The sequence below is a fragment of the Rubrivirga sp. SAORIC476 genome, from assembly GCF_002283555.1.
Taxonomy (GTDB): Bacteria; Bacteroidota; Rhodothermia; order Rhodothermales; family Rubricoccaceae; genus Rubrivirga.
Genome location: NZ_MVOI01000003.1, coordinates 394,389 through 414,960 on the forward strand (window position 1 = coordinate 394,389; position 20,572 = coordinate 414,960).

The window sequence follows — 20,572 nt, forward strand, 5'->3', positions numbered from 1 at the left end:
TTTGGCGCCATGATGCGCGTGCTCCTCCTGCTGCTGACCGTCGCCCTCGGCCTCCTCGCCTCGGCCCAAGACCCGACCGCGCCGACCACAGGCCCCGTCGACACCCTCCAGCCGTTCACCGAGCCCCCCGTGGGGCTGTCCGACTCGGCGCGCGTGTCCCTCCTCACCATGCTGCCCGGCGACGAGGTCTACAGCCTCTTCGGCCACAGCGCCATCCGCATCCGCGACGACGCAGCGGGGATGGACCGGACGTACAACTTCGGGACGTTCTCCTTCGACCAGCCGTTCTTCGTGGTCCGCTTCCTGCGCGGGTCGCTGGATTACATGCTCGACACGGCGCCGTTCGAGTTGGAGTTGGACAAGTACGCCTACCTGCAGCGGCCCATCATCGAGCAGACCCTCGACCTGGACCCCGAGACCGTTCGCACCTTCTACGACCGGCTGGAGCGCAACGCACTCCCCGAGAACCGCGCCTACCGGTACGACTTCTTCTGGGACAACTGCTCGACGCGCCTTCTGGATGGCATCGACTCGGCCCTGGTGGCGTCGGGGCGGCCGGGGCTGGCCCTGCCGCCGGTCGAGGCCCCACGGACGTACCGGCAGTTGCTCGCGCCCTACCTCGTGGGCCAGCGCGCCGTCGAAACGGGGCTCAACCTCGCGCTGGGTGCGCCGGGCGACCGCGACGCCACGGCGCGTGAGGAGGGCTTCCTGCCCATCGAACTGGCGGATCAGTTGGACCGGGCGACGGTCGGCGGGCGCCCGCTGGTGGCGTCGCGCGACACGCTGTTCTGGATCGAGGGCGCCGGGATGCCCGCGCCCGCGCCGAGGTGGCCGCTCTGGGCGACGATCGCGCTCGCCGTCGTCGGCATCGGGCTGACGGCGCTGCGCCGCCCCCTCACCCGCCTCGGCCGGCTGGCGGACGCTGCGCTGTTCGGGGTCGTCGGCGGGATGGGCGTAATCCTGTTCCTGCTCTGGGTCGCGACGACGCACGACGTGATGGGGCCGAACTGGAACCTAATCTGGGCGTGGCCGACGCATCTCGCGCTGGCCGTCGCCATCGGACGGGACCGCGTCGGGCCGCGGTGGCGGGCGTACCTCTGGGCGACGGCCGGAATCACGGGACTCGCCGTGCTCGCCTGGGCGGTGTTGCCCCAACGCCTGCCGCTGGAGGTCCTCCCGGTGGCCGTCCTGCTGGCGGTCCGCGCCGCCGCCCGGGCACGGGGGAACCCCTGAACCGCACCTGGGGGCGGACTTCCCCAGCCGTCGTGGCGTTGTCCCTCCATGCACGCACTCCTGTACCGCTCCCGCGCCCGCCCTGGCCTCCTCGCCGGAGACCTCAACGCCATCATCGAGACGGCAGAATCCAGGAACCGCGCCCTCGACATCACCGGGATTCTGCTGTACGGCCAGCTGGCCATCGTCGCAGGTGCGCCCGGTGAGTTCGTCCAGTGGATCGAAGGGCCCGAGGACGCGGTCGAGGCCCTGTACGCAGACATCCGGACCGATGCCCGCCACTTCGACCCCGACGTGATCGCGCGTGGACCGGTCGCCGACATCGCTGCGGGATCGGGGTGCCGCGTCTCCGGTGGCCGTCTCTTCCCGGCCTGGTCCATGCGGCTCGTCCGGCTCTCCGAACTTCCCGCGACGCCCCAGGGCTTCCTGTCATTCGTCCGCGACATGGAGCACCGACTGGAGGCGGCGTAGCGCCTCGTCGCCCTGCGTCAGTACCGCGTACGGGATTTGAACCCGTGTGACCACCGTGAAAGGGTGGCATCCTAGACCCCTAGATGAACGCGGCAGGGTCCCCTCTAGGGGGAAGGGTGGCTGACGGGGTTTGAACCCGCGACCTTCCGGACCACAACCGGACGCTCTAACCAACTGAGCTACAGCCACCATGTCTCGTGCGAGGCACGGTCGCCCAATCTACACGTGACGCGGCCGGGCGCTCCGCGGGGCGCGTTGAAAATCCGAGAAGCGCGGCCGGTCAGCTCGCCGTCGCGTCCGTCGGCATCGTCCCGGCGATGGCCTCGTGCAGGTCGTCCGGGCGGACGTGACGGCGGACGGCCTCGGTGACGGCCTCGGGGGTGAGGGCGTGGATGAGCTCGGGGTAGCGGTCAAGGTAGCCCACGTCGAAGCCGCGCTCGGCGTTGACGAGCAGGCGGGCCGCGACTCCGGAGGTCGTCGCCATGCCGACGACGTGCGTCCCGGCCAGCGTGGTCCGGACCGCCGCCAGCGTGGCCTCCGAGACCCCCTCCTCGACGAAGGCGTCCACCTCGGCGCGCGTGGCAGCGATGCCACGGAGGACGTTCTCCTGGCTCAGCGTCACGCTCACCCGCAGGTGCGCGTCGTGGCGGACGCTCGCGCTGCCCAGCGACGCGCCGATGCCGTACGTGAGGCCCTGCTCGTCGCGGACGGTCTGCATGAGGCGGCTCGAAAAGTTGCCGCCGAGGGCGAAGATGCCCGCGTAGGTCGCCAGGAAGTCGGGGTCGTCGCGCCGGAGGGCGACGGCGTGGCCGAGGCGGACGTCGAGGTTGCGGCGGTCGGCCATCTCCACGACCGTGCGCCCGGGCGCCTCGGGGCTCGCCTGGGTGTCGAACACGGGCGTCCGGCCGTGGGGCGCCCAGTCGCCGAAGGCGGCCGACACGGCGCTCTCCACCGCGGACGCGTCCACGTCGCCCGCGAAGGTGATCGTCAGGTCGTCGGAGCCGACGTGGGCGGCGTGGTGATCGCGGACGACATCCGGCGTGAGGGCTTCCAGGGCCGCGATCTCCTCGGCCGGGACGAGGGCGTAGTTGGGATGGGCCGGCCCGTAGAGGCGCCGCGAGAGCGCCCCCGACGCCTGCCCGCCGGTCGACTCCAGGGAGCGCCGCACCCCGGCGACGGCGCGCACGAGCGCCTTCTCGACTTCGTCCGGGTCGAAGGCCGGCTCGCGGAGTTGCTCGGCTGCGAGCGCGATCACGTCGGCGAGGTCGGCGCGGAGGGCGCGGCCCGAGAAGCCCATCCGCAGGCCGTCGGCGTAGAACGAGATCTGGGCGCCGCGGTCGTCGAGGGCCTCGGCGAGTGCGAAGCGGTCGCGGTGGGCGGTCCCCTTGTCGAGCAGGTTCGCGATGACCGACAGGACGATGTCGTCGTCGGCGCCGAGGTCCGGGGCGGACTCGAACGACCCGCGGAAGCTGACCACGTCGGGGACGCCGACGGGCAGCATCAGCAACCGGGCCGGGCCGACGGTGGCGTCGTGGATGCGGGAGGCGAGCATGGGGAGGGGTCAGGGTCAGGAGTCAGGAATCAATCGTCGCCACACGCGTACCGGAGGCACGCACCCGCAAGGCCAGGTGGGACCGTCGCCGCAGGCTAGCCCTCGTCGGGGACGTACCAGGCGACGGTGAGGCGGTCGTCGTCCAGGATGGCGGTCGCGGCGGCCTGCACGTCGGCGGCGGTGACGGCTTCGATCCGGTCGCGGTAGTCGGCGAACAGGGTCCAGTCGCCCACCGCGATCGCCTCGTTGAGTTGGGAGACGACAGCATAGGGGCCGTCGCGCCCGAAGGCCTCGTCGGCGACGACCTGGCGACGGGCGCGGGCGAGCTCGCCGTCCGAGATGCCCTCCGTGGCGATGGCCTGGAGGGCGTCCTTGAGGGCCGCCTCGGCGGTCTCGTGGGCCACGTCGGGCGCGAGCGTCGCGTAGGCGATAAAGAGGCCGGGGTCGCGGAGGCGCGGGAAATAGGCCGCGGCGCTCGTGGAGAGGCCGGGGTCGGTGAGGGCGCGATAGAGCCGTGCCGACTTGCCTGCGGCGAGCACCTGCGTGAGCACGTCGAGGGCGTCGGCGGTGTCGTCGAGGCCGGCGGGGGCCTTGTAGGCGAGCAGGACGGCGCCGAGTTCGCCCGCCTGACGGATGGTGACGCGGCGCTCGCCGCGCTGCTCGGGCTCGCGCGTGACCGGCGCGTCGCGGAGCGCGAGCGGCTCGGCGTCGGGCGAGGCCTCGGGTCCCGCCGGGATCGGGCCGAAGTGCCGGTCGATGAGCACCAGTGCGTCGTCGCGGTCGAAGGCGCCGGCGACGGTCACGGTCGCGTTGCGGGGCCAGTAGTAGGTGTCGTAGAAGTGCCGGAGGCCCTCGGCGGAGACCGTCTCCACGTCGCTCCGCCAGCCGATGACGGGGTGGCCGTACGGGTGGGCCTGGTAGGCCGTCGCGAAGGTGGCGTGGAGCAGCTTCCGCAGCGGCTCGTTCTCGCCCCGGTCCAGTTCGTTGAGCACGACGGTGCGCTCCGAGGCGAGGTCCTCGTCACGGACCCGGGCGCCGCGCATCCGGTCGGCCTCGATCTCGACGGCCTTCTCCAGGTGCTCGCTGGGAAGCAGCGCGTAGTAGTTGGTCCGGTCGTACCACGTGGTGGCGTTGATCTGGCCTCCGAGCGACTGGAGGGTCTGGAAGACGCTCGTGCCGAGGTCCTTGTTGAAGCGCTCGGAACCCTTGAACATGAGGTGCTCCAGGAGGTGCGTCGCGCCGGTGAGCCCGGCGCCCTCGTTGCGGCTGCCGACGCGGTAGGTCACCTGGAAGGCGACGACGGGCACGGCGGCCTCGGGGGCGAGGAGGACCGTGAGGCCGTTCGTGGCGTGGCGGAGTTCCTCGACTCCTCCGGACTCGCGGACGGACTCGAAGGCGGCAGACGGATCAGGCATGGGCTTCAGGGGGCGGCGCGGGCTACGTCGCCGCGGGTGTGGGGATCCGGCGGCCGTATTCTGGGGGCTCATCCCGACCGTCTGAATGCGCCTCCTCGTCTGTCTCGCCGTGCTCGCCGTCGCGCTTCCCGCGACCGCCCAGGACCGGACGCCGCTGCCGCCCGGCGTGGACGTGATGTCGCGTGAGGCGTGGGGCGGGACGCCCCCGACCGGGCCGATGGTGCCGCAGACGCCGGCCGCGCTGACGATCCACCATGCGGGCACGCCGATGCGGCCGGACCGGTCGCCGGAGGACATCCTCCGGGCGCTCCTCGCCTTCTCGACGAGCCAGGACACGCTGGCCGATGGTTCCGTGAAACGGGCCTGGGCGGACATCCCCTACCACTTCGCCATCACGGCGGACGGCACCATCCTGGAGGCGCGGGACGTGCAGTTCCAGGGCGCGACCAACACCGTCTACGACCTCAGCGACCAGATCCTGGTGGAGTTGGACGGCAACTTCGAGATCGAGTCGCCGACGGAGGCGCAGATGGCGAGCCTGCTGGCGCTCTCGGAGGCGCTGGCCCGGCAGTGGGGCTTCGGCCCGGCGACGGTGGCGGGGCACCGCGACCGGGCTCCCGGCCAGACGGTCTGCCCCGGCGACTCGCTCGTGGCGCGCTTCCCCGACATCCGCGACGCCGTCGCCCGCGGCGCCCGCCAGTCGCTGAGCGGGGCGTGGGTGGCCGACCTCCGCACGTCGCCCGAGGCGGCCCCGGACCTCGTTCCGCTGACGCTGTCTGTCGACGCCCTGGGAAGGGTGACGGGGACGCTGGGCGACACGGTGATCTCGTCGGGGAGCGTGGATGCGACGTGGGACGCGCTCCGGTTTACGTTCTCGGTGGAGACGGCCGATGACTCGGTCCAGACACACGGCGCGGTCCGCGGCGGGCGTTTGGAGGCCACGTCGGTCGGTCCGGACGGGACGCTGGTCGTCTGGTCGGCCGTCCGCTCCGAGTAAGTCTTCGTTCGGCCCGTGCGTCCGACATCCTCTTCTTCTGGTTCTGCCATGCGCTTCGCCTTCCTCGCCCTTCTGCTCGTCGCCGTCACCGGCTGCCGCTTCGAGGCCCGCCCTGCGGCCGAGGATCCGGCGCCGGCCTCCGCTGCCGCTGCTCCGGGAGAGTTCTCGGACTCGCTGGTCGAGACGACGACGCCGGACGGCAAGCCTGCCGTCGTGCTCTACGTGACGGAGTGGTGCCCGTACTGCGCGCAGGCGCGCGAGTTCATGGACGCGGAGGACGTTCCGCACCGGGTCGTGGACATCGAGAAGGACCCGGCGGGGGCGGCGGAGTACGCGGCGCGCGGCGGCACGGGCGGGATCCCGCTGGTGGCGGTCGGGGAGAACACGATCCAGGGCTGGAGCGAGGAGGTGGCGACCCAGATGCTGACGGAGGCGGGGTACAAGTAGGCCCGCCTCGGGGCCGAGGTGGGGCGTGTGAATGGGATGGGCGGCGGTGGATGAGCGACGGATCTTTCGGCGGCCTCCCCTCCCTCTCGATGCGCGCCCTCTGGCTCCTCGCCGTCCTCCTGGGCGGCTGCTCCCTCGTCAGCTCCGACCCGGCCGAGATCGGCTTCGGGGCAGAGGTCCCCACAGCTCTGGAAGCCGACCTCACCTTCCGTGGGCGTGCGGTGACGCTGTCCGGCGATCAACCCACGACCGCGGGGCGGCTTCTCTACGCCGAGCCCGGGGAGGTCTCCGCCGGTGCCGCGACGATCGGGTGCACGGTGCGCGCGGCGGGCGGCGGAGGGGCGTCGACCGTGGCGACCCTGAACCTGGACCTGAAGTCGGGCTGGCGCTACGGGGTGACCTGCCAGACGGCCGAGACCGACCCGGCCGACCAGTGCTTCGGATGTCGGGGGAGCACGTCGGTCGCGCTCGACCCGGCGCTCGGCCTCCCGGCCAACCAGCGGCTGTGGCTGGTGTGGTTCGGCGACCCGAAGGACGCCGCGGTGCTCTACTGACACCGAAACGGCCCGCAGACCGCCGGAGCATCGGCGACCTGCGGGCCGGGAGCGTGCCCGCCTCGGTGCCGAGGCGGGAGACGTCGGAGGACTACGGCGCGGGCGTGAGCTGGCCCACCTTCTCCCAGTCGGCCTGGGGCTTCAGCACGACCGCGATCATGAGCGTGTCGCCGTCCGAGTTGGCGGCCATGTCGCCCATGCTCATCTGGACCTGCTCCGGGGTCAGCTTGTACATGCCGCCCGTCGAGAGATCGACGACGAGGCCGACGAGCCCGCCGAAGACGAGGTTGCCCCAGACCCAGCCGCTGACGGACCGGTTGATGATCATCGACTGGTTCTCGTACCCGTCGAGGGAGAACTCGACCGTGTGCGAGTCCTTCCGCGAGAGCCCGATGACTGTGGGGGTGGTGCCCATCTGCAGGCCGTCGACCGTGACGCGGGCGCCGGTGGGAGACGAGTTGAAAGCCACGTCCTGGTTGCTTCCGTTGATGATGGTGCCGCAGCCGGAGGCCATGAACGCGACGAGTACGAGGGTTGCGAATCGCATGAGACGATGAGGGGTGAGGAACCAGGGTCCGCCGGATGCGGGCCCGAGGGCGTCCGATGATACGCCCTGCAATCCTGCACCGTCTACCGGTAGCCCTCCACTCACTCACTCACCAGCGGATAGCTCGCGTCGCGGGGATGAATCACGGCAACCTTGGCGGGCCAGTCGATGCCGAAGGCTGGGTCGTCGTAGCGGACGCCGCGGCCAGCGTCGGGGGCGTAGGGCGCCGAGATCATGTAGAACGCCTCGGTGGCATCTTCCAGCGTCAGGAAGCCGTGTGCACAGCCCTCCGGCACGAACAGGGCGACGCCGTTGTCGGCGGTGAGCGCCTCGCCGTGCCACTGGCGGTAGGTCGGCGAGTCGGGCCGGAGGTCGAGACAGACGTCGAACAGCGCGCCGCGCGTGCAGCGGACCAGCTTGGCCTCCTCATGGGGCGCGATCTGGAAGTGCATGCCCCGGAGCGTGCCCGCGCGCTCGTTGAACGAGACGGAGCACTGGTCCACCTCGGCGGTGAGGCCGAGACGGGCGAAGGCGGCGCCGTCCCAGGTGCGTGCGAAGTGGCCGCGGGCGTCGGCATGCCGCTGCGGACGGACGACGACGCAGCCGGGGATCTCGGTGGGTTGGAACGTCATGACGTGGAAGGGGGAACGTTTGGTTGGGGAATCGGCTGACCGTTCCACCCCGCACCTCTCCCGTCAAAACACCTCGACGCGCGGGATGGGCACCACGAACTGCCCCCCCCACTCGCGGACGTGGCTCATCTGAGCCGCGATCTCGTCGCGCAGGTTCCAGGGGAGGATGAGGACGTAGTCCGGCCGCGTCTCGCTGATGACGGCCGGGTCGTAGACCGGGATGCGAGCTCCGGGCGTGTAGGTGCCCTGCTTGTAGGGATTGCGGTCGACGGTGTAGTCAAGCAGGTCGGTCCGGATGCCGCAGTAGTTGAGGAGCGTGTTGCCCTTGCCGGGGGCGCCGTAGCCGACGACCGTTTTCCCGTCGCGGCGGGCCTGGATCAGAAAGTCGAGGAGGCCACGCTTGGTCTCGCGGACCTGCTCGGCGAAGGCGGCGTAGGTGGCGAGGTCGTCGACGCCCCAGGCCTGCTCACGGGCCTTCATCTCGACGGCGCGGGCGGTGACGGGCTTCGTGGCGTCGGCGGCGTGCCGGGCGTAGATGCGGAGCGAGCCGCCGTGCGTGGGCAGCGTCTCGACGTCGAACAGCACGAGGCCGTGCCGCGCGAAGACGCGTTCGACGGCGGTGAACGAGAAGTACGAGAAGTGCTCGTGGTAGATGGTGTCGAACTGGTTGTTGTCGACCAGTTCCAGCAGGTGCGGGAATTCGACCGTCGCCACGCCGTCGTCGGCGAGCAGCACGGCCAGCCCGGCGACGAAGCTGTTGAGGTGCGGCGTGTGCGCGAGCACGTTGTTGGCCGCGATCTGGTCGGCGCGGAGGCCCTCGGCGCGCATGGCGCGGGCCTCGTCCTCCCCGAAGAAGGCCACGCGCGTCGGCACGCCGCGCGCCACGGCCGCCTCGGCGACGTTGGCGGCAGGCTCGACGCCCAGGCATGGGATGCCCTTCGCCACCGCGTGCTGGAGCAGGTACCCGTCGTTGGAGGCGATCTCAACCATCAGCGAGTCCTCCCCAAGGCCGAAGCGGTCGGCCACCTCGTCGACATAGCGGCGGGCGTGATCCACCCACGAGTCCGAGTAGGACGAGAAGTAGGCGTACTCGCCTTCGAAGATGGCCTCTGGTGGCACGACGGCGTCGATCTGCACCAGCGAGCACGTGTGGCAGACGAAGGCGTGGAGCGGGTAGTAGGTCTCCCCCTCCCCCAGTTGGTCCGGCCGGACGACGTTCTGGCACGGCGGGCTCGACCCGAGGTCGACCATGGAGTACCGGAGCGGCGTCCCGCACGAGCGGCACGGGAAGCCTTGGTCGGGGACCTCGGCGGGAAGCGCGGCGGGGGTATCGAGAACTTGCATGGGCGCGGGGTGCGAAAGGCGGAGTGCGTGAGGCGGGCTACCGGGCGACCTGCAGGAGAGGAAGCTCAGCGTCGATCGCGGTCGCCCCGTCGCCACCGATCCATCGGAGGTCGGTCGAGAGGGCCCCGGACTCCAGGAGCGTCTTGAGGCGGGCGATGCGCGAGTAGCGCGGCCCCTCGAACACCTCGGGCTGGAGGTCCAACCCCGAGAGCGCGTCGCGCACCTCCCGGACCCCGTCGCGGACGGTCCAGGTGGGCTGCCAGCCAGGCAGGCGCTCGGCGATCTTCGCGAAGCTGACGCGGTAGGACCGGGTGTCCGGCGAGGCGCCGTCGGCGAAGGTGACGCGGCAATCGGGGACCTCCTCGCCGACGATGGTCGCGACGTCGCGGATCTGGTAGTTCTCCCCCTCACGTCCCACGTTGAAGGCCTGGTCGTGGACGGCCTCCCGCGGCGCCTCCAGCGCGGCCAGCACGGCGCGGCTCACGTCCTGGACGTGGACGAGCGGGCGCCAGGGCGTCCCGTCGGAGAGCATCCGGATGGCGCCGGTCGCGACGGCCCATGCAGTCAGGTTGTTCACCACGAGGTCAAACCGCAGCTTGGGCGAGGCGCCGTAGACGGTCGCGTTGCGGAGGTAGACCGGCGAGAAGGTGTCGGTGGCGAGCGCCCGGAGGCCCGCCTCGGCGTCCACCTTGGCCTGGCCATAAGGCGTCTGCGGGTGGAAGGCGGCCTCCTCCGTGACGGCGTCCTGGCCGGCGGCGCCGTACAGGCTGCACGAGCTGGCGAACACGAACCGCCCCACGGCCGCCTCGCGGGCGAGCGCGCCGAGGCGGACCGAAGCGTCGGCGTTGACCCGGCCCGTCAGGCCGGGGTCGAGGTTGCCCAGCGGGTCGTTCGACAGGTTCGCGAGGTGGATGACCGCGTCGAAGCCGTCGAGGTCGGCCGCGGTCAGGTCGCGCACGTCCCGGCGGACCGACGGCGGGGGCGAGGGCTGATCGCCGAACCCGCAGGTCGCGAACCACCCGGTGTCCAGGCCGACGACCTCGTGGCCCGCGGCGGTGAGGATCGGAGCGAGAACGGTGCCGATGTAGCCGTCGTGGCCGGTGAGCAGGAGGCGCATGGGATCGAGAGGGAGACCTGCAGTCCCGAGGCCAATTCCATACCACTGCCCCGAGCGGCCGTTTACCCCGCCCGAGCGGTACGCGACAGTACCAAAGGGAACGGGGCCGCCCGGATCGCTCCGAACCGCCCCGTCAGGCTGGGTGGTGCCAGCGGAAAGTCGCTACGAGGCGCGCGAGATGTGGACCTCGTACATGTCGCCCTCGGTGCGGCGGCTGTTGACCTGGTGCTCGCCCTCGAAGTTGCGCCGCATGTAGTTGCGGACGCCCTGGACCTCGTTCTTGCTCGCGGTGAACGCGAGGACGGTCCCTTTGTCGAGGTCCCTGAACTGGTCCCCGATGGGAGAATACTTGCTTCGACGCGTGCCTCGGGCGCTGCGGCGCTCGACGGCCTCCGTCTCGGAGAGGGTCTCGAATTCGAACGGGGTGTTCTTGCGAGGGGTGCGGGCTTTCGCCATGGTCGTAGAAGATGATGGTGAGTGCGGGGGTCCGTGTCGCCCCCGCTCTCTGATAATACTCACGCACCCTCCGTTCGGTTCACCGATCCCTCCTTCGGTAGTATTCCCGCACTATCTCGTGTCCTAAACCAACCCCGGGGCCTCGAAATCGTCTCTCCACATCCATGCACATGTGAGCACGCTCCGCTCCCATCAACTGACGAATGGGGTCACGGCGGGCGAGCGGCTCCGCTCACGAGCCGTGCCGAGGAGGAAGCGCGGCACGACGCGGCTGTAGCGTTTCCACAAGCGCCGGGGCTCCATGGCGAGCCGGAACGCCCATTCCAGCCCCGCCTGCTGCAACACCGCTGGCGCCTGCCGGAGCAAGCCTGCGTGGAAATCGAAGGCGGCCCCCACTGCGAGACACACGGCCCCCACGCGCTCGGCGTGCTCCGCGCACCAGCGCTCCTGCCGCGGGCACCCCAGCCCTACGAACACGATCCGGGCGCCCGACGCGCGGAGCCGCTGCACGTCCGCCTCGTCCTCCTCGTCCGAGAGCGCGCGGAAGGGCGGCGAGATGGCCTCGACCAGTTGCAGACCCGGCGCGAGCGCGGGCAGCCGCTCCTGGAGCAAGGCGATGACCTGGGGCGAGGACCCGTAGAGGGCCACCGACACGCCCGCCTCGGCGGCGCGCTGGGCGACTGCCAGCATCACGTCCGGCCCGTAGGCCCGGTCGGGCTGGTCGACCCCGCGCGCACGCATCTCGCGGACGATGCTCATGCCGTCCGGCACGTTCAGGTCAGACCCGTTGAGGACGCGCTCGAAGGACGGGTCGTCCTGCGCTTCGATGACGCCGTGGGCGTTCGAGAAGCACGCGTAGCGCGCCTCCCCCGCCTGGGCCCAGCGCAGCACATCGTCGGCGGTCTGCGAGGTCGTGCGAGCGTCAAAGCGGACGCCGAGGATGGGGACGGAGGCCATGGGTCGGTTGGAGAGGAGGACTCCGGGATCGGCACACATCGAGCCAGTCCCGGCCGGCCGGGTGGATCCGGGAGACTCGGGGACCACAGCGTTCCACTCGGCCCAGGTTGAAACGCGGTGTGGCGCTGGCACACCCTCTCCCCCTTCACGGGGTATTGCGGACGCTCCCTCCGCCTGCGGGTATCTTTGTCGGTCGCCGCACCGGCTCGCGCCCATGACCCTCCCCGACTTCCAAGGACAGCAGCCGTTCGGCGCCACGCCGGACCCCGGCGCGCGGCCTGCGGCCTCCATCTTCGACAAGGCCACGGCCTTCTTCGGCCCCGACGGGGACTACCAGAAGGTCCATGACGCCGATCTGTACCCGTACTTCCGGGCGATCGAGGTCAACGAGGGCACGACGGCCGTCATCAACGGTCGGGAGACCATCATGGCGGGGTCGAACAACTACCTCGGCCTGACGAGCGACCCGCGTGTCCGCGAGGCGGCCAAGGCGGCGGTCGACAAGTACGGCACCGGCTGCACGGGGAGCCGCTTCCTGAACGGCACCCTCGACCTCCATCTCGAACTGGAGGCCCGGCTGGCGACGTTCCTCCGCAAGGAGGCCTGCGTGCTGTTCTCGACCGGCTACATGACCAACCAGGGCATCCTGCAGAGCCTGGCCGGCCGTGGCGACGTCATCTTCTCGGACAAGGACAACCACGCCTGCATCCTGGCCGGGCAGCAGGTGTCGGCCGCCGAGACGGTCCGCTACCGCCACAGCGACATGGCGCACCTGCGCACGTTCCTGGAGCGCATCTCCAACGACCGGCCCGAGGCGGGCAAGATCATCGCCACGGACGGCGTGTTCTCGATGTCGGGCACGCTGGCCAAGGTGCCCGAGCTGGTGGCCCTGGCCGAGGAGTTCGGCGCGGCGCTCTACCTCGACGACGCTCACGCCGTCGGCGTGATCGGCGACGGCGGGCGCGGCTCGGCCTCGGCGTTCGGCTTGGAGTCCCGCGTCGACATCACCACGGGCACGTTCTCGAAGAGCTTCTCCAGCCTGGGCGGCTTCGCTGTGGGCGACGAGACGGTGATGGAGTACGTCCGCCACACGGCCTCGACGCACATCTTCTCGGCGTCGATGCCGCCGTCTGCCGTGGCGACCGTCTTGGCGTGCCTCGACATCCTCGAGGCCGAGCCCGAGCGGCTCGACCGCCTGGCGGAGATCTCGAACTACATGCGCGAGGGGTTCCGCAACCTGGGCTTCGACGTGTGGGCCTCCGAGACGCCCATCATCCCGGTCGTGATCGGGGAGATGTACCGCTGCTTCCGGTTCTGGAAGGACCTGCTGGAGGAAGGCGTGTTTACGAACGCGGTCATCCCGCCCGCCGTCCCCCCCGGCCAGTCGCTGATGCGGACGAGCTACATGGCCACCCACACCGACGAGGAACTCGACCGCGTCCTGAGCGCCTTCGAGACGGTCGGGCTGCGGCACGGCATCATCGCGCCCGGCGGCACGCGCGGCCCGGCGATGGACGAGCTCCCGACGAACGGCACGCGGTAGGCCACCTCGGCGGCGTCTCGTGGCAGGCGGGACGGGGGCGGTAGCTTCGGGCCGCTCCTCCCCCGTTCCATGTCCGCGCTCACCGTCCGCCCCGTCCGCTCCTCCGCCGACCGGAAGGCGTTTCTCGACTTCCCCTACGGCCACTACGAGGGCAACCGGCACTTCGTCCCGCCGCTGCGGATGGACCAGGCGGGCGTGCTCAACGAGAAGAAGAACCCCTTCTTCGAGCACGGCACCGCGGAGCTCTTCCTGGCCGAGCGCGGCAGCACGCTCGTCGGGCGGATCGCGGCCATCGAGAACGGCCAGCACCTGGAGAAGTACGCCGACGGCAACGGCTTCTTCGGCTTCTTCGAGACCATCGAGGACTACGCCGTCGCCGAGGCGCTGCTGGACGCCGCCGCAGACTGGCTCCGCGCCCGCGGCCTGACAGGCGTCCGCGGCCCGACGAACCCGTCCATGAACGACGTGGCCGGGCTGCTGGTGGACGGCTACGACCGGCCGCCGTCGATCCTGCTGCCGTACAACCACCCGTTCTACGCCGAGTACCTGGAGCGCTGGGGCTTCGAGCGGGCCATGACGATGTGGGCGTTCTACGTCCACGAGGCGTACATCAACAAGGGCCGGATGGAGCGCGGCGCGCAGATCGTGACGCGACGCAACCCCGGCATCACGGTCCGCTCGCTGGACCCGAAGCGGTTCGACGCCGACATCGCGGCGGCCATGCGGATCTACAACGAGGCCTGGGCCGAGAACTGGGGCCACGTGCCCTACACCGAGCACGAGGCGCTCCACCTCGCGAGCGAGATGAAGCCGATCATCGAGAAGGACCTCTTCCTGTTCGCCGAGTTGGACGGCGAGCCGATCGCGTTCGCGGCGTCGCTGCCGAACCTCAACCAGGCGCTCAAGCACCTGCCGAAGGGCCGACTCGCCTCGCTCGGCCTCCCGAAGGTGCTCGGCACGTGGAAGCTGGGCGGCGTCTACGAGATCCGGATGGCTCTGATGGGCGTCCTGCCGCAGCACCGCAACCTGGGACTGGACGCGCTCCTCATCCACCAGACCATCGTCAACGGACAGCGGGACGGCTACCAGGCAGCCGAGCTGTCGTGGGTGCTGGACTCCAACACACCGCTCGTCAACGCGCTGGAGAAGCTGGGCTGCGTCCGGGACAAGGAGTACGCCATGTTCGAGGCGGCGCTGACGGGATGAGTCCGCTGCGTCTTCTGATCGTCGGCGGCGGGCACGCGAGTCTCCCTCTCCTCGGCCACGCTCGTCGCCTCGCCGAGGCGGAGGGGGCGACGGTCACCCTGGTCTCGGATCGGTCGGAGTTGTGGTACTCGGGGATGACGCCCGAGTGGCTCGGCGGGGTCTATACCCAGACGGATGTGACGATTCCGCTGGCGCCGATCTGCGAGCGCGAGGGCGTCCGCTTCGTGCAGGCCCGCGCGGTCGGGCTCGACCGGGATGCTCGCGAGGTCGTCCTCGCCGACGGGCGCCGCGAGCCCTACGACGTGGTGGCGTTCGACATCGGCGCCGTCAATCCGGGCCGGGCGGACGCCGAGGCAGCGGTGTGGACGAAGCCGCTCTGGCGGATCGAGGCGCTGGGCCGGTTCTTGGACGAGGCGGGAGGAGCGCGGCGCCATCTCGTGATCGTCGGGGGCGGCGCGGCGGGTACGGAGACGGCCCTCAACGTGACCGCTCGGCCCGACCTGCACCGCCTCTCGGTCACCGTCCTCGAACCCGGCCAGCGGCTCTGTCCCGAGTTGCCCACCCGGGTCGGCGCCTGGGCCGCAGAGACGCTCCGCCGACGCGGCGCGACGGTCCGCCTCGGGACCCGCGCCGAGGGCGCCGATGCCGGGGGCGTCCACCTGCCCGGCGAGGTGCTCCCCGCCGACGCGGTGCTGTGGGCGACCGGCTCGGTCGGTCCACCGTTGTTTGGCGACGCGGGGCTGTCCGTCACCGAACGGGGCCTCGCCCGCGTCGATGTGGGCCTCCGGTCGGTAGACGATGGCCGCGTGTTCGTGGCGGGCGACAGCGCGTCGGTCGCGGGGCGTGAAGCCTTGCCACGCATCGGCGTCCACGCCGTCAAGCAGGGGCCGGTCTTGCGCGAGAACGTCGCACAGGCGCTCCGCGCACTGGGCGCGGGGCAGGATCCGGCCCGCATCCCCCTCCGTCCGTTCCGGCCGTACCCGGTCGCACCGCTTCTGCTCTCGACCGGCGAGCCGTCGGCGTGGTGGATCGCAGGCCCGGTTGCGCTGAAGAGTCGCCTCCTGCTCCGCCTCAAGCATGCCGTCGACCGGCGCTGGATCGAGCGGTATCGGTCGGCCGACACCGCCGGGTCCCGCTGGGACGCGCGGCACGCTGCGGCGCGGGGCTAGACTCCAGCATGGCCCGCCGTCTCCTTCTCCTCGCGCTCGTGCTGGGCGCCTGCGAGTCCGCCCCTTCCCGGTCGGACCCGAGGCCGGCGGAGCCGACCGCCCCGTCCCGACCTGCGGTTCCGGAGCCGGTCGATGCGCCGTACACGCCATTCGACGCGGCCCAAGCCGTCTTCGACACCACCGAACCACCGGAGCAGGTGGTACAGATTCCGCCTCGGCCACTGCCGCCGCCTCGACCGCCACGGCCTCGCCCCACGCCGCCACCTTCCCCGCAGCCTCCACGCGGGACCTCCGGCCGCTGCGACGTGCGTGGGACGGAGAGCTACTGCTTCGCATACACCGGCGAGGGCTGGACCCCGGAGTCGGCGCGGGCGCAGTGCGATGCCGCTCCAGATGCCACGTTCTCGCCCGGGACCTGCCCGGTCGAGGGCCGCATCGCGACCTGCACCTTCGAGCGCGAGTCGACACCCGGCCGGGAGATCGTCTACACGTACTACGCGCCGTACGACCCGGCGCTGGCGGCGCTCGCTTGTCCCGGCACGTTCACTCGGATCGAGTAGACCGAGCGCGGGTCCTGCGGCTCCTCTACACGCCCCGACCCGATGAGGCCGAGCCCCCACCCACGCGCGACGGCCTCGTACCAGGAGCTGGCGTCCATCGTGGTGTAGAGGCGCGAAAGCACGTCGAGGGCGGCCTCTGTCGTCCCTCCGAGGGCCTCCGCGAGGGTGTCCGGACGACCGCCTTCGGCGAGGTGGCGGAGCGCGACCAGTTCGTCGGGCGCGAGGACGACGGGACCGAATGGGTCGGCCTCGAACCAGCGGCTCTCGCCTGCCGCCACCGCCCGAACTGCCGCTCCGACTCGGTGGGTGGGCGCCTCTTTCGAGAGATATCCTGAGGCGCCCGCCTGCAGCAGGTGGGCCACATGGACCGGGTCGCCGTGCGCCGAGTACGCCAGGACGCGGGACGCACTGCCCTTCAGACGCTGGGCGACCTGGATCCCGTCGAGGTCGCCTGCTAGCTGGATGTCCAGCACGAGCACGTCTGGCTGAACCGCTCGCACGAGGCGGAGCGCTTCTCCGCCGGTCGCGGCCTCGCCGACAATCTCGATGTCGGGCATCGCAGCGAGCGCCTTCCGAAGCAGGGCGCGGAGCAGGGCATGGTCCTCGGCGAGAACCACGCGGATGAGTCGTGTCATAGGTGCTGGTGAGCCGGTCCGTGTCGCGAGACAGGGTAGCCCACCCGCTGCAACGGATGATGGCCCTGGCCTGCGATCCTGACTGGCCGTTCTGCACTAGCGCGCCCTGCCGCGCGGACGATATCCGGTGAAGCGGGACCGACTACCTTGGTCGTCCTTCCTCTCTCCTTTTGTGACCCTGGCTCCCTCTGTGCTCGCTCGCGCGGTCCTGATCCTCGGGCTGCTCGCGACCGTCATGCCGACGAGCGCCCAGGAGCCAGACTCTGTGCTGGCTGACGGGTTCGCGACAGACGCAGAGGGTCTCCGAGCATATCGATACGTCCTCTACAGTCAGGGCAAGGTGCTTCTCAGCGACCTGGGGCCGTCCGCTGGCTCGACTCCAGAAGACTTGGCCGCCATCGACTCAACCGTCAGTGACATAGTTGTTTCCCGAGATGTCATCTACCACCTGAATGGACTGGCAGAAAACTTCTACACCGATGACAATCCTGTCCGTCGTTTTGGATTCCATATAGAGAGCGACCGGCTACGGATTCTATTCGACCAGGGGCTACCAATTTGGGTTGCTGTTTGCACGGCCCTACTCCTCCTCATGACCGGGGGTGGGGCCGTCGGCGTTACCCTCACCAGACGCGAGAGGAGCCGTCGGGAACGCGAGGCTGCCGCACGTCAACGCGCGCTTCACGCCCGGGAGGCCGAGCGGTCTCGACTCGCCCGAGAGATTCACGATGGCCCGCTCCAAGATGTGCACGCGCTGCGACTGCTCTCGGGAGGTCAGATCCCCGAGCACCTGAGCGAAGAGGCGAGCCGGATCGCTCGGGAGTTGCGCGCGATAGCAGAAGGGCTCCGTCCTCCCGCACTCGGCCGGTTCGGCCTCGCAGCGGCACTCTCCGCCCACGCAAACCGTGTCAAAGAACGCCACCCCGGCGTTACCGTCGGGCTGGACCTGGAGGAGGACGGAACAGGTCCCGATGCCCTTCCCGACGTGGTTCGCTCTGCACTCTTCCGAATCGCTCAGGAAGCCATCACCAACGCAATCGAACACGGCCACGCGTCACGGGTCGACGTGCGGTTGGCCCTGGCGACCGACGAGCGTCCCATCGAGTTGGAGATCCGAGACAACGGATCCGGGCTCCCCTGGGACAGCCGCCAGCCCGACTTCTCGACCCTGGCCGACGAGGGCCACTTTGGGCTCGTCGGCATGTATGAACGCGTGGCGGCCATCGGCGGCACGTTGACGCTCGCGCAAGGAGGCATCGGCGACGCAGGAGCCCGCGTCCACGTATCCATGCCCGACGACCGCCGTGCCCCCCTCCCCTCCCGTCGTACGCTCTCGCTCCGACGTTCCCACACTGCCTAGCCCCCCCTCCACATGAGCGCGCTGCCCCCTGTCCGCACCGTCTTGATCGACGACCACCCCGCCCTTCGCGCGGGTGTCCGCGGGGTGTTGGAGCAGTCGGGCCGGATCGATGTCGTCGGCGAGGCCTCAGACGGTGAAGAGGGCGTCGAGCTCTGCGTGCGCCTGGAGCCCAACGTGGTGCTGCTGGACATGGAGATGCCGGGCATGGATGGCATCGCGGTCGCCGAGCGGCTCCGAGAACTGTCGGTCCCGACGCGGGTCCTGGCGTACTCGGCCTACGACGATGCCGCCTACGTGACGGCCATGCTCCAGGCCGGGGCTGCGGGGTACGTCACGAAGGACAAGCCGATGGCGCTGGTGGCCGAAGCCGTCGAGGCCGTCGCCCGAGGCGAAGGCCGGTGGTTCGTCAGCATCACCCCGCCGAATCCGGTCGAGATCCCCATCTCAGAGCGCGAACTCGACGTGGTCCGTCTGATGGCGCGCGGCCATGACAACAACGAGATCGCCGACGAGCTGGGTATCTCGCCCAACACGGTCCGCAACCACGTCTCGGCCGCCTACGAGAAGCTCGGTGTGTCCTCATGGCGCCAGGCGGTTGCGTGGGCCTGGGAGCAAGGCCTCGTATGAGTCAGATCGCCAAATAGGCGTTCGAATCCGCATTTGGTGAGCGGGTACTAACCGAAACACGACTGGTGCTCCATGGCAAAGGATCTCCAGGCGGGTAGCCTGTAGTCCCTCACGCCTAGCCCCTCGAATGCTCACACGCGCTCACCTTCGCCCCGCCCTCGTCTTCGCCCTCGGCCTCACCCTGGTCGCCTGCGACACGACGGACATGACGCAGTCCTCGGCCGCCCCGGCCGCCTCGCTCTCCACCCAGGCCGAGTCCACGGGTGACGTTCTCTACAACCTCGCTCCGCTGGCCATCGGGGAGACCTTCTCGATCGCTGCCGATGTCACCGGCGGAACCATTCAGCTCCAGTCGACCCGGACGCCGAATGGGTACGCACTCTCCTTCGACGCGGGAGTTCTCGCCCCGAAGTCAGTCGAGATCCGCTACCTCGCAGACGGGCGCGAGGTCGCCCCGCGACGCACCATCGCGGCTGGCGAGCCGGTCCTCGCCGGGTACGGCGAAGGGGGGCCGGACTCGTGGCACTACGACTGCACCGGCTCCGTATGTGGATGGACGAAGGACTACAAGCAGAACCTGACCGGCGCGGGCGGCGGCACCCGCTTCCGCACACCGGACGGGGAGGTCCTCTGGGTCACCCACGTCGCCTTCTACCCGGCCGGGCTTGATGCCGCGCCGCCGACCCAGGTCCGCTTCGAGTCGCCGAGCGATTTCCGGCTTACGTCCGCTTCGTTCCAGTAGTCACGAGGACGGCTGCGATGAGGGCGCCCTGGAGCGGGAGCCGTCCCCAGAGCAGCCACGCCGGCCCGCCGATTTCCGCCATCGCCATCCAGACATTGGCCGGATAGACGGCGACCAGCAACGCCACGAGCCCCCATCCTGCCCAGCGGCGGAGGTGGGGGCTCCGCTGCATCAGCCCCACCCCCCCGGCGACCTCGGCGACCCCGCTGATCAGGATCATCACGCGCGGGAGCGGCACCCACGGCGGCATCGCCGGATCGTACACGGATGGTGCAATGACGTGAAGCGCCCCCGCAGCGACGAAGCCCAGCGCCAACACCCATCGGCCGAGGTGCACCGGCCTCACAGCGGGACCAGCAGGGTCAAGCCGGATGCCGAGGCCGACAGGGTCGCCTGGGCGGCCACCTCGGTGAGAGCCTCGAAGCGACCACGCGAGGCGAGGTAGGCCATACCATCGAGCACCAACAGCCCGGCCCCCTGCAGGATCAGGGCGGCCCCGTGACCGCGCCACGCATCGGGGTTCGGGACGCCGCGTCCGGCGACAGCGAGTAGCGTCCCCCCGACCGCCACGTAGCCGACGTTGAGCCCGAGGTTCACCAGCAACACATCGGCGTAGCCATTCTCTGCGGCGAGCGCCGTCGCCCAGTCACTCGTCACCTCGCCCGGCCCGGTCGCCAGCCCGACGGCAGCGATGCCGATGTTAACGGCGCCCCACGCACCCGACTGGAGGCCGAACGCCCAGCGCCCTGGTTGCGCGTCTCGGTCGGACGCGAGCACGAGCGCAGTACCGCCGAGCGCATTGGCCAGCCCCCACGCCCCGACGCGCATCAGGTGGGCGCGCTGATCGGCCCGGAGCGCTTCCGACAGCGCCTCCACCTCTGGGCCAGAGAGTGCCGTCTGCGCAGAGACGGAGGTGGCGAGGCCGAGGATCGCGACGGCGAGGACGAGGGGGACCCGGGACGAGGACACGGAGGTTCAGGGAGAGCGCGTTGGCCTCTACCCCCACCT

General features: G+C 70.5%; 23 protein-coding genes and 2 tRNA genes. 12 read left to right on the top strand and 13 right to left on the bottom strand.

Annotated features, from left to right (window positions below):
* The first annotated feature begins 9 nt into the window (after positions 1-9).
* Together B1759_RS03535 and B1759_RS03540 are read left to right on the top strand one after the other, a co-directional pair.
* Positions 10-1,233, top strand: coding sequence for a DUF4105 domain-containing protein (locus tag B1759_RS03535; RefSeq protein ID WP_095513655.1), 1,224 nt, complete (start codon positions 10-12; stop codon positions 1,231-1,233).
* Positions 1,234-1,281: 48 nt separating this feature from the next.
* Positions 1,282-1,704 (top strand): BLUF domain-containing protein, encoded by a 423-nt coding sequence (locus B1759_RS03540; RefSeq protein ID WP_095513656.1) that lies wholly within the window; start codon positions 1,282-1,284, stop codon positions 1,702-1,704.
* Between the two features lie 21 nt (positions 1,705-1,725).
* On the opposite strand, the gene B1759_RS03545 is transcribed toward B1759_RS03540, so the two are convergent.
* The 4 genes from B1759_RS03545 to B1759_RS03560 all read right to left on the bottom strand — a co-directional run bounded on the left by B1759_RS03545 (position 1,726) and on the right by B1759_RS03560 (position 4,671).
* Positions 1,726-1,798 (bottom strand) — tRNA-Glu (locus B1759_RS03545).
* Positions 1,799-1,819: 21 nt separating this feature from the next.
* Positions 1,820-1,893 (bottom strand) — tRNA-His (locus tag B1759_RS03550).
* A 91-nt stretch (positions 1,894-1,984) separates the two neighbouring features.
* Positions 1,985-3,256, bottom strand: a complete 1,272-nt coding sequence (locus B1759_RS03555) for a pitrilysin family protein (RefSeq protein ID WP_095513657.1) — start codon at positions 3,254-3,256, stop codon at positions 1,985-1,987.
* A gap of 95 nt (positions 3,257-3,351) precedes the next feature.
* Entirely contained in the window at positions 3,352-4,671 is a 1,320-nt protein-coding gene (locus B1759_RS03560; RefSeq protein ID WP_095513658.1) for a pitrilysin family protein, read from the bottom strand.
* 85 nt (positions 4,672-4,756) lie between these two features.
* On the opposite strand from B1759_RS03560, the gene B1759_RS03565 reads away from it, so the two are divergent.
* From B1759_RS03565 to B1759_RS03575, 3 genes are all read left to right on the top strand, one after another.
* Entirely contained in the window at positions 4,757-5,668 is a 912-nt protein-coding gene (locus tag B1759_RS03565; protein WP_095513659.1) for a peptidoglycan recognition family protein, read from the top strand.
* Between the two features lie 48 nt (positions 5,669-5,716).
* On the top strand, positions 5,717-6,115 hold the full coding sequence (locus B1759_RS03570) for a glutaredoxin family protein (protein ID WP_095513660.1): 399 nt from the start codon (positions 5,717-5,719) through the stop codon (positions 6,113-6,115).
* 89 nt (positions 6,116-6,204) lie between these two features.
* Positions 6,205-6,669: a hypothetical protein gene (locus B1759_RS03575; RefSeq protein ID WP_095513661.1), complete on the top strand. Its 465-nt coding sequence runs from the start codon at positions 6,205-6,207 to the stop codon at positions 6,667-6,669.
* 91 nt (positions 6,670-6,760) lie between these two features.
* On the opposite strand, the gene B1759_RS03580 is transcribed toward B1759_RS03575, so the two are convergent.
* The 6 genes from B1759_RS03580 to B1759_RS03605 form a co-directional block, all read right to left on the bottom strand.
* A complete protein-coding gene (locus B1759_RS03580) occupies positions 6,761-7,216 on the bottom strand; it encodes a PEGA domain-containing protein (RefSeq protein ID WP_095513662.1) in 456 nt (151 codons plus the stop codon).
* Positions 7,217-7,317: 101 nt separating this feature from the next.
* Positions 7,318-7,848 carry a dTDP-4-dehydrorhamnose 3,5-epimerase gene (rfbC, locus tag B1759_RS03585; protein WP_095513663.1) on the bottom strand — a complete coding sequence of 177 codons (531 nt, stop codon included), beginning with the start codon at positions 7,846-7,848 and terminating at the stop codon, positions 7,318-7,320.
* A gap of 63 nt (positions 7,849-7,911) precedes the next feature.
* Positions 7,912-9,192, bottom strand: coding sequence for a class I SAM-dependent methyltransferase (locus B1759_RS03590; RefSeq protein ID WP_095513664.1), 1,281 nt, complete (start codon positions 9,190-9,192; stop codon positions 7,912-7,914).
* A 37-nt stretch (positions 9,193-9,229) separates the two neighbouring features.
* Positions 9,230-10,309, bottom strand: a complete 1,080-nt coding sequence (locus B1759_RS03595) for an NAD(P)-dependent oxidoreductase (RefSeq protein WP_095513665.1) — start codon at positions 10,307-10,309, stop codon at positions 9,230-9,232.
* A gap of 162 nt (positions 10,310-10,471) precedes the next feature.
* On the bottom strand, positions 10,472-10,765 hold the full coding sequence (locus B1759_RS03600; protein ID WP_095513666.1) for a hypothetical protein: 294 nt from the start codon (positions 10,763-10,765) through the stop codon (positions 10,472-10,474).
* Between the two features lie 192 nt (positions 10,766-10,957).
* Positions 10,958-11,722: a WecB/TagA/CpsF family glycosyltransferase gene (locus B1759_RS03605; protein WP_095513667.1), complete on the bottom strand. Its 765-nt coding sequence runs from the start codon at positions 11,720-11,722 to the stop codon at positions 10,958-10,960.
* A gap of 214 nt (positions 11,723-11,936) precedes the next feature.
* On the opposite strand from B1759_RS03605, the gene B1759_RS03610 reads away from it, so the two are divergent.
* From B1759_RS03610 to B1759_RS03625, 4 genes are all read left to right on the top strand, one after another.
* A complete protein-coding gene (locus B1759_RS03610) occupies positions 11,937-13,265 on the top strand; it encodes a pyridoxal phosphate-dependent aminotransferase family protein (protein WP_095513668.1) in 1,329 nt (442 codons plus the stop codon).
* A 69-nt stretch (positions 13,266-13,334) separates the two neighbouring features.
* The gene (locus tag B1759_RS03615; RefSeq protein WP_095513669.1) at positions 13,335-14,471 is read left to right on the top strand and encodes a GNAT family N-acetyltransferase; all 1,137 of its coding nucleotides are present in this window, start codon (positions 13,335-13,337) and stop codon (positions 14,469-14,471) included.
* The gene (locus B1759_RS03620; RefSeq protein WP_095513670.1) at positions 14,468-15,640 is read left to right on the top strand and encodes an NAD(P)/FAD-dependent oxidoreductase; all 1,173 of its coding nucleotides are present in this window, start codon (positions 14,468-14,470) and stop codon (positions 15,638-15,640) included. The genes B1759_RS03615 and B1759_RS03620 overlap by 4 nt, the downstream gene beginning before the upstream one ends.
* 305 nt (positions 15,641-15,945) lie before the next feature.
* Positions 15,946-16,200, top strand: a complete 255-nt coding sequence (locus tag B1759_RS03625; RefSeq protein ID WP_095513671.1) for a hypothetical protein — start codon at positions 15,946-15,948, stop codon at positions 16,198-16,200.
* Here B1759_RS03625 and B1759_RS03630 read toward each other — a convergent pair.
* Positions 16,134-16,835: a response regulator transcription factor gene (locus tag B1759_RS03630; protein WP_095513672.1), complete on the bottom strand. Its 702-nt coding sequence runs from the start codon at positions 16,833-16,835 to the stop codon at positions 16,134-16,136. The two genes, B1759_RS03625 and B1759_RS03630, sit on opposite strands and share 67 nt — an antisense overlap.
* A gap of 172 nt (positions 16,836-17,007) precedes the next feature.
* Here B1759_RS03630 and B1759_RS03635 point away from each other — a divergent pair, with 172 nt between their 5' ends.
* From B1759_RS03635 to B1759_RS03645, 3 genes are all read left to right on the top strand, one after another.
* Complete coding sequence (locus B1759_RS03635; RefSeq protein WP_095513673.1) at positions 17,008-18,195, top strand: sensor histidine kinase; 1,188 nt, start codon at positions 17,008-17,010, stop codon at positions 18,193-18,195.
* Positions 18,196-18,207: 12 nt separating this feature from the next.
* A complete protein-coding gene (locus B1759_RS03640) occupies positions 18,208-18,822 on the top strand; it encodes a response regulator transcription factor (protein WP_095513674.1) in 615 nt (204 codons plus the stop codon).
* Positions 18,823-18,949: 127 nt separating this feature from the next.
* Positions 18,950-19,564, top strand: coding sequence for a hypothetical protein (locus B1759_RS03645; RefSeq protein WP_095513675.1), 615 nt, complete (start codon positions 18,950-18,952; stop codon positions 19,562-19,564).
* On the opposite strand, the gene B1759_RS03650 is transcribed toward B1759_RS03645, so the two are convergent.
* Together B1759_RS03650 and B1759_RS03655 are read right to left on the bottom strand one after the other, a co-directional pair.
* Positions 19,542-19,901, bottom strand: a complete 360-nt coding sequence (locus B1759_RS03650; RefSeq protein WP_198948742.1) for a DoxX family protein — start codon at positions 19,899-19,901, stop codon at positions 19,542-19,544. The two genes, B1759_RS03645 and B1759_RS03650, sit on opposite strands and share 23 nt — an antisense overlap.
* Before the next feature lie 5 nt (positions 19,902-19,906).
* Positions 19,907-20,533 (bottom strand): hypothetical protein, encoded by a 627-nt coding sequence (locus B1759_RS03655; protein ID WP_198948743.1) that lies wholly within the window; start codon positions 20,531-20,533, stop codon positions 19,907-19,909.
* Positions 20,534-20,572 lie beyond the last annotated feature (39 nt).

Coding starts and splice junctions, on each gene's coding strand:
- B1759_RS03605 (WP_095513667.1), bottom strand. CDS start 11,722: ATGGCCTCCGTCCCCATCCTCGGCGTCCGCTTTGACGCTCGCACGACC.
- B1759_RS03575 (WP_095513661.1), top strand. CDS start 6,205: ATGCGCGCCCTCTGGCTCCTCGCCGTCCTCCTGGGCGGCTGCTCCCTC.
- B1759_RS03620 (WP_095513670.1), top strand. CDS start 14,468: ATGAGTCCGCTGCGTCTTCTGATCGTCGGCGGCGGGCACGCGAGTCTC.
- B1759_RS03555 (WP_095513657.1), bottom strand. CDS start 3,256: ATGCTCGCCTCCCGCATCCACGACGCCACCGTCGGCCCGGCCCGGTTG.
- B1759_RS03600 (WP_095513666.1), bottom strand. CDS start 10,765: ATGGCGAAAGCCCGCACCCCTCGCAAGAACACCCCGTTCGAATTCGAG.
- B1759_RS03610 (WP_095513668.1), top strand. CDS start 11,937: ATGACCCTCCCCGACTTCCAAGGACAGCAGCCGTTCGGCGCCACGCCG.
- B1759_RS03560 (WP_095513658.1), bottom strand. CDS start 4,671: ATGCCTGATCCGTCTGCCGCCTTCGAGTCCGTCCGCGAGTCCGGAGGA.
- B1759_RS03645 (WP_095513675.1), top strand. CDS start 18,950: ATGCTCACACGCGCTCACCTTCGCCCCGCCCTCGTCTTCGCCCTCGGC.
- B1759_RS03595 (WP_095513665.1), bottom strand. CDS start 10,309: ATGCGCCTCCTGCTCACCGGCCACGACGGCTACATCGGCACCGTTCTC.
- B1759_RS03535 (WP_095513655.1), top strand. CDS start 10: ATGATGCGCGTGCTCCTCCTGCTGCTGACCGTCGCCCTCGGCCTCCTC.
- B1759_RS03540 (WP_095513656.1), top strand. CDS start 1,282: ATGCACGCACTCCTGTACCGCTCCCGCGCCCGCCCTGGCCTCCTCGCC.
- B1759_RS03630 (WP_095513672.1), bottom strand. CDS start 16,835: ATGACACGACTCATCCGCGTGGTTCTCGCCGAGGACCATGCCCTGCTC.
- B1759_RS03590 (WP_095513664.1), bottom strand. CDS start 9,192: ATGCAAGTTCTCGATACCCCCGCCGCGCTTCCCGCCGAGGTCCCCGAC.
- rfbC (WP_095513663.1), bottom strand. CDS start 7,848: ATGACGTTCCAACCCACCGAGATCCCCGGCTGCGTCGTCGTCCGTCCG.
- B1759_RS03570 (WP_095513660.1), top strand. CDS start 5,717: ATGCGCTTCGCCTTCCTCGCCCTTCTGCTCGTCGCCGTCACCGGCTGC.
- B1759_RS03580 (WP_095513662.1), bottom strand. CDS start 7,216: ATGCGATTCGCAACCCTCGTACTCGTCGCGTTCATGGCCTCCGGCTGC.
- B1759_RS03640 (WP_095513674.1), top strand. CDS start 18,208: ATGAGCGCGCTGCCCCCTGTCCGCACCGTCTTGATCGACGACCACCCC.
- B1759_RS03565 (WP_095513659.1), top strand. CDS start 4,757: ATGCGCCTCCTCGTCTGTCTCGCCGTGCTCGCCGTCGCGCTTCCCGCG.
- B1759_RS03615 (WP_095513669.1), top strand. CDS start 13,335: ATGTCCGCGCTCACCGTCCGCCCCGTCCGCTCCTCCGCCGACCGGAAG.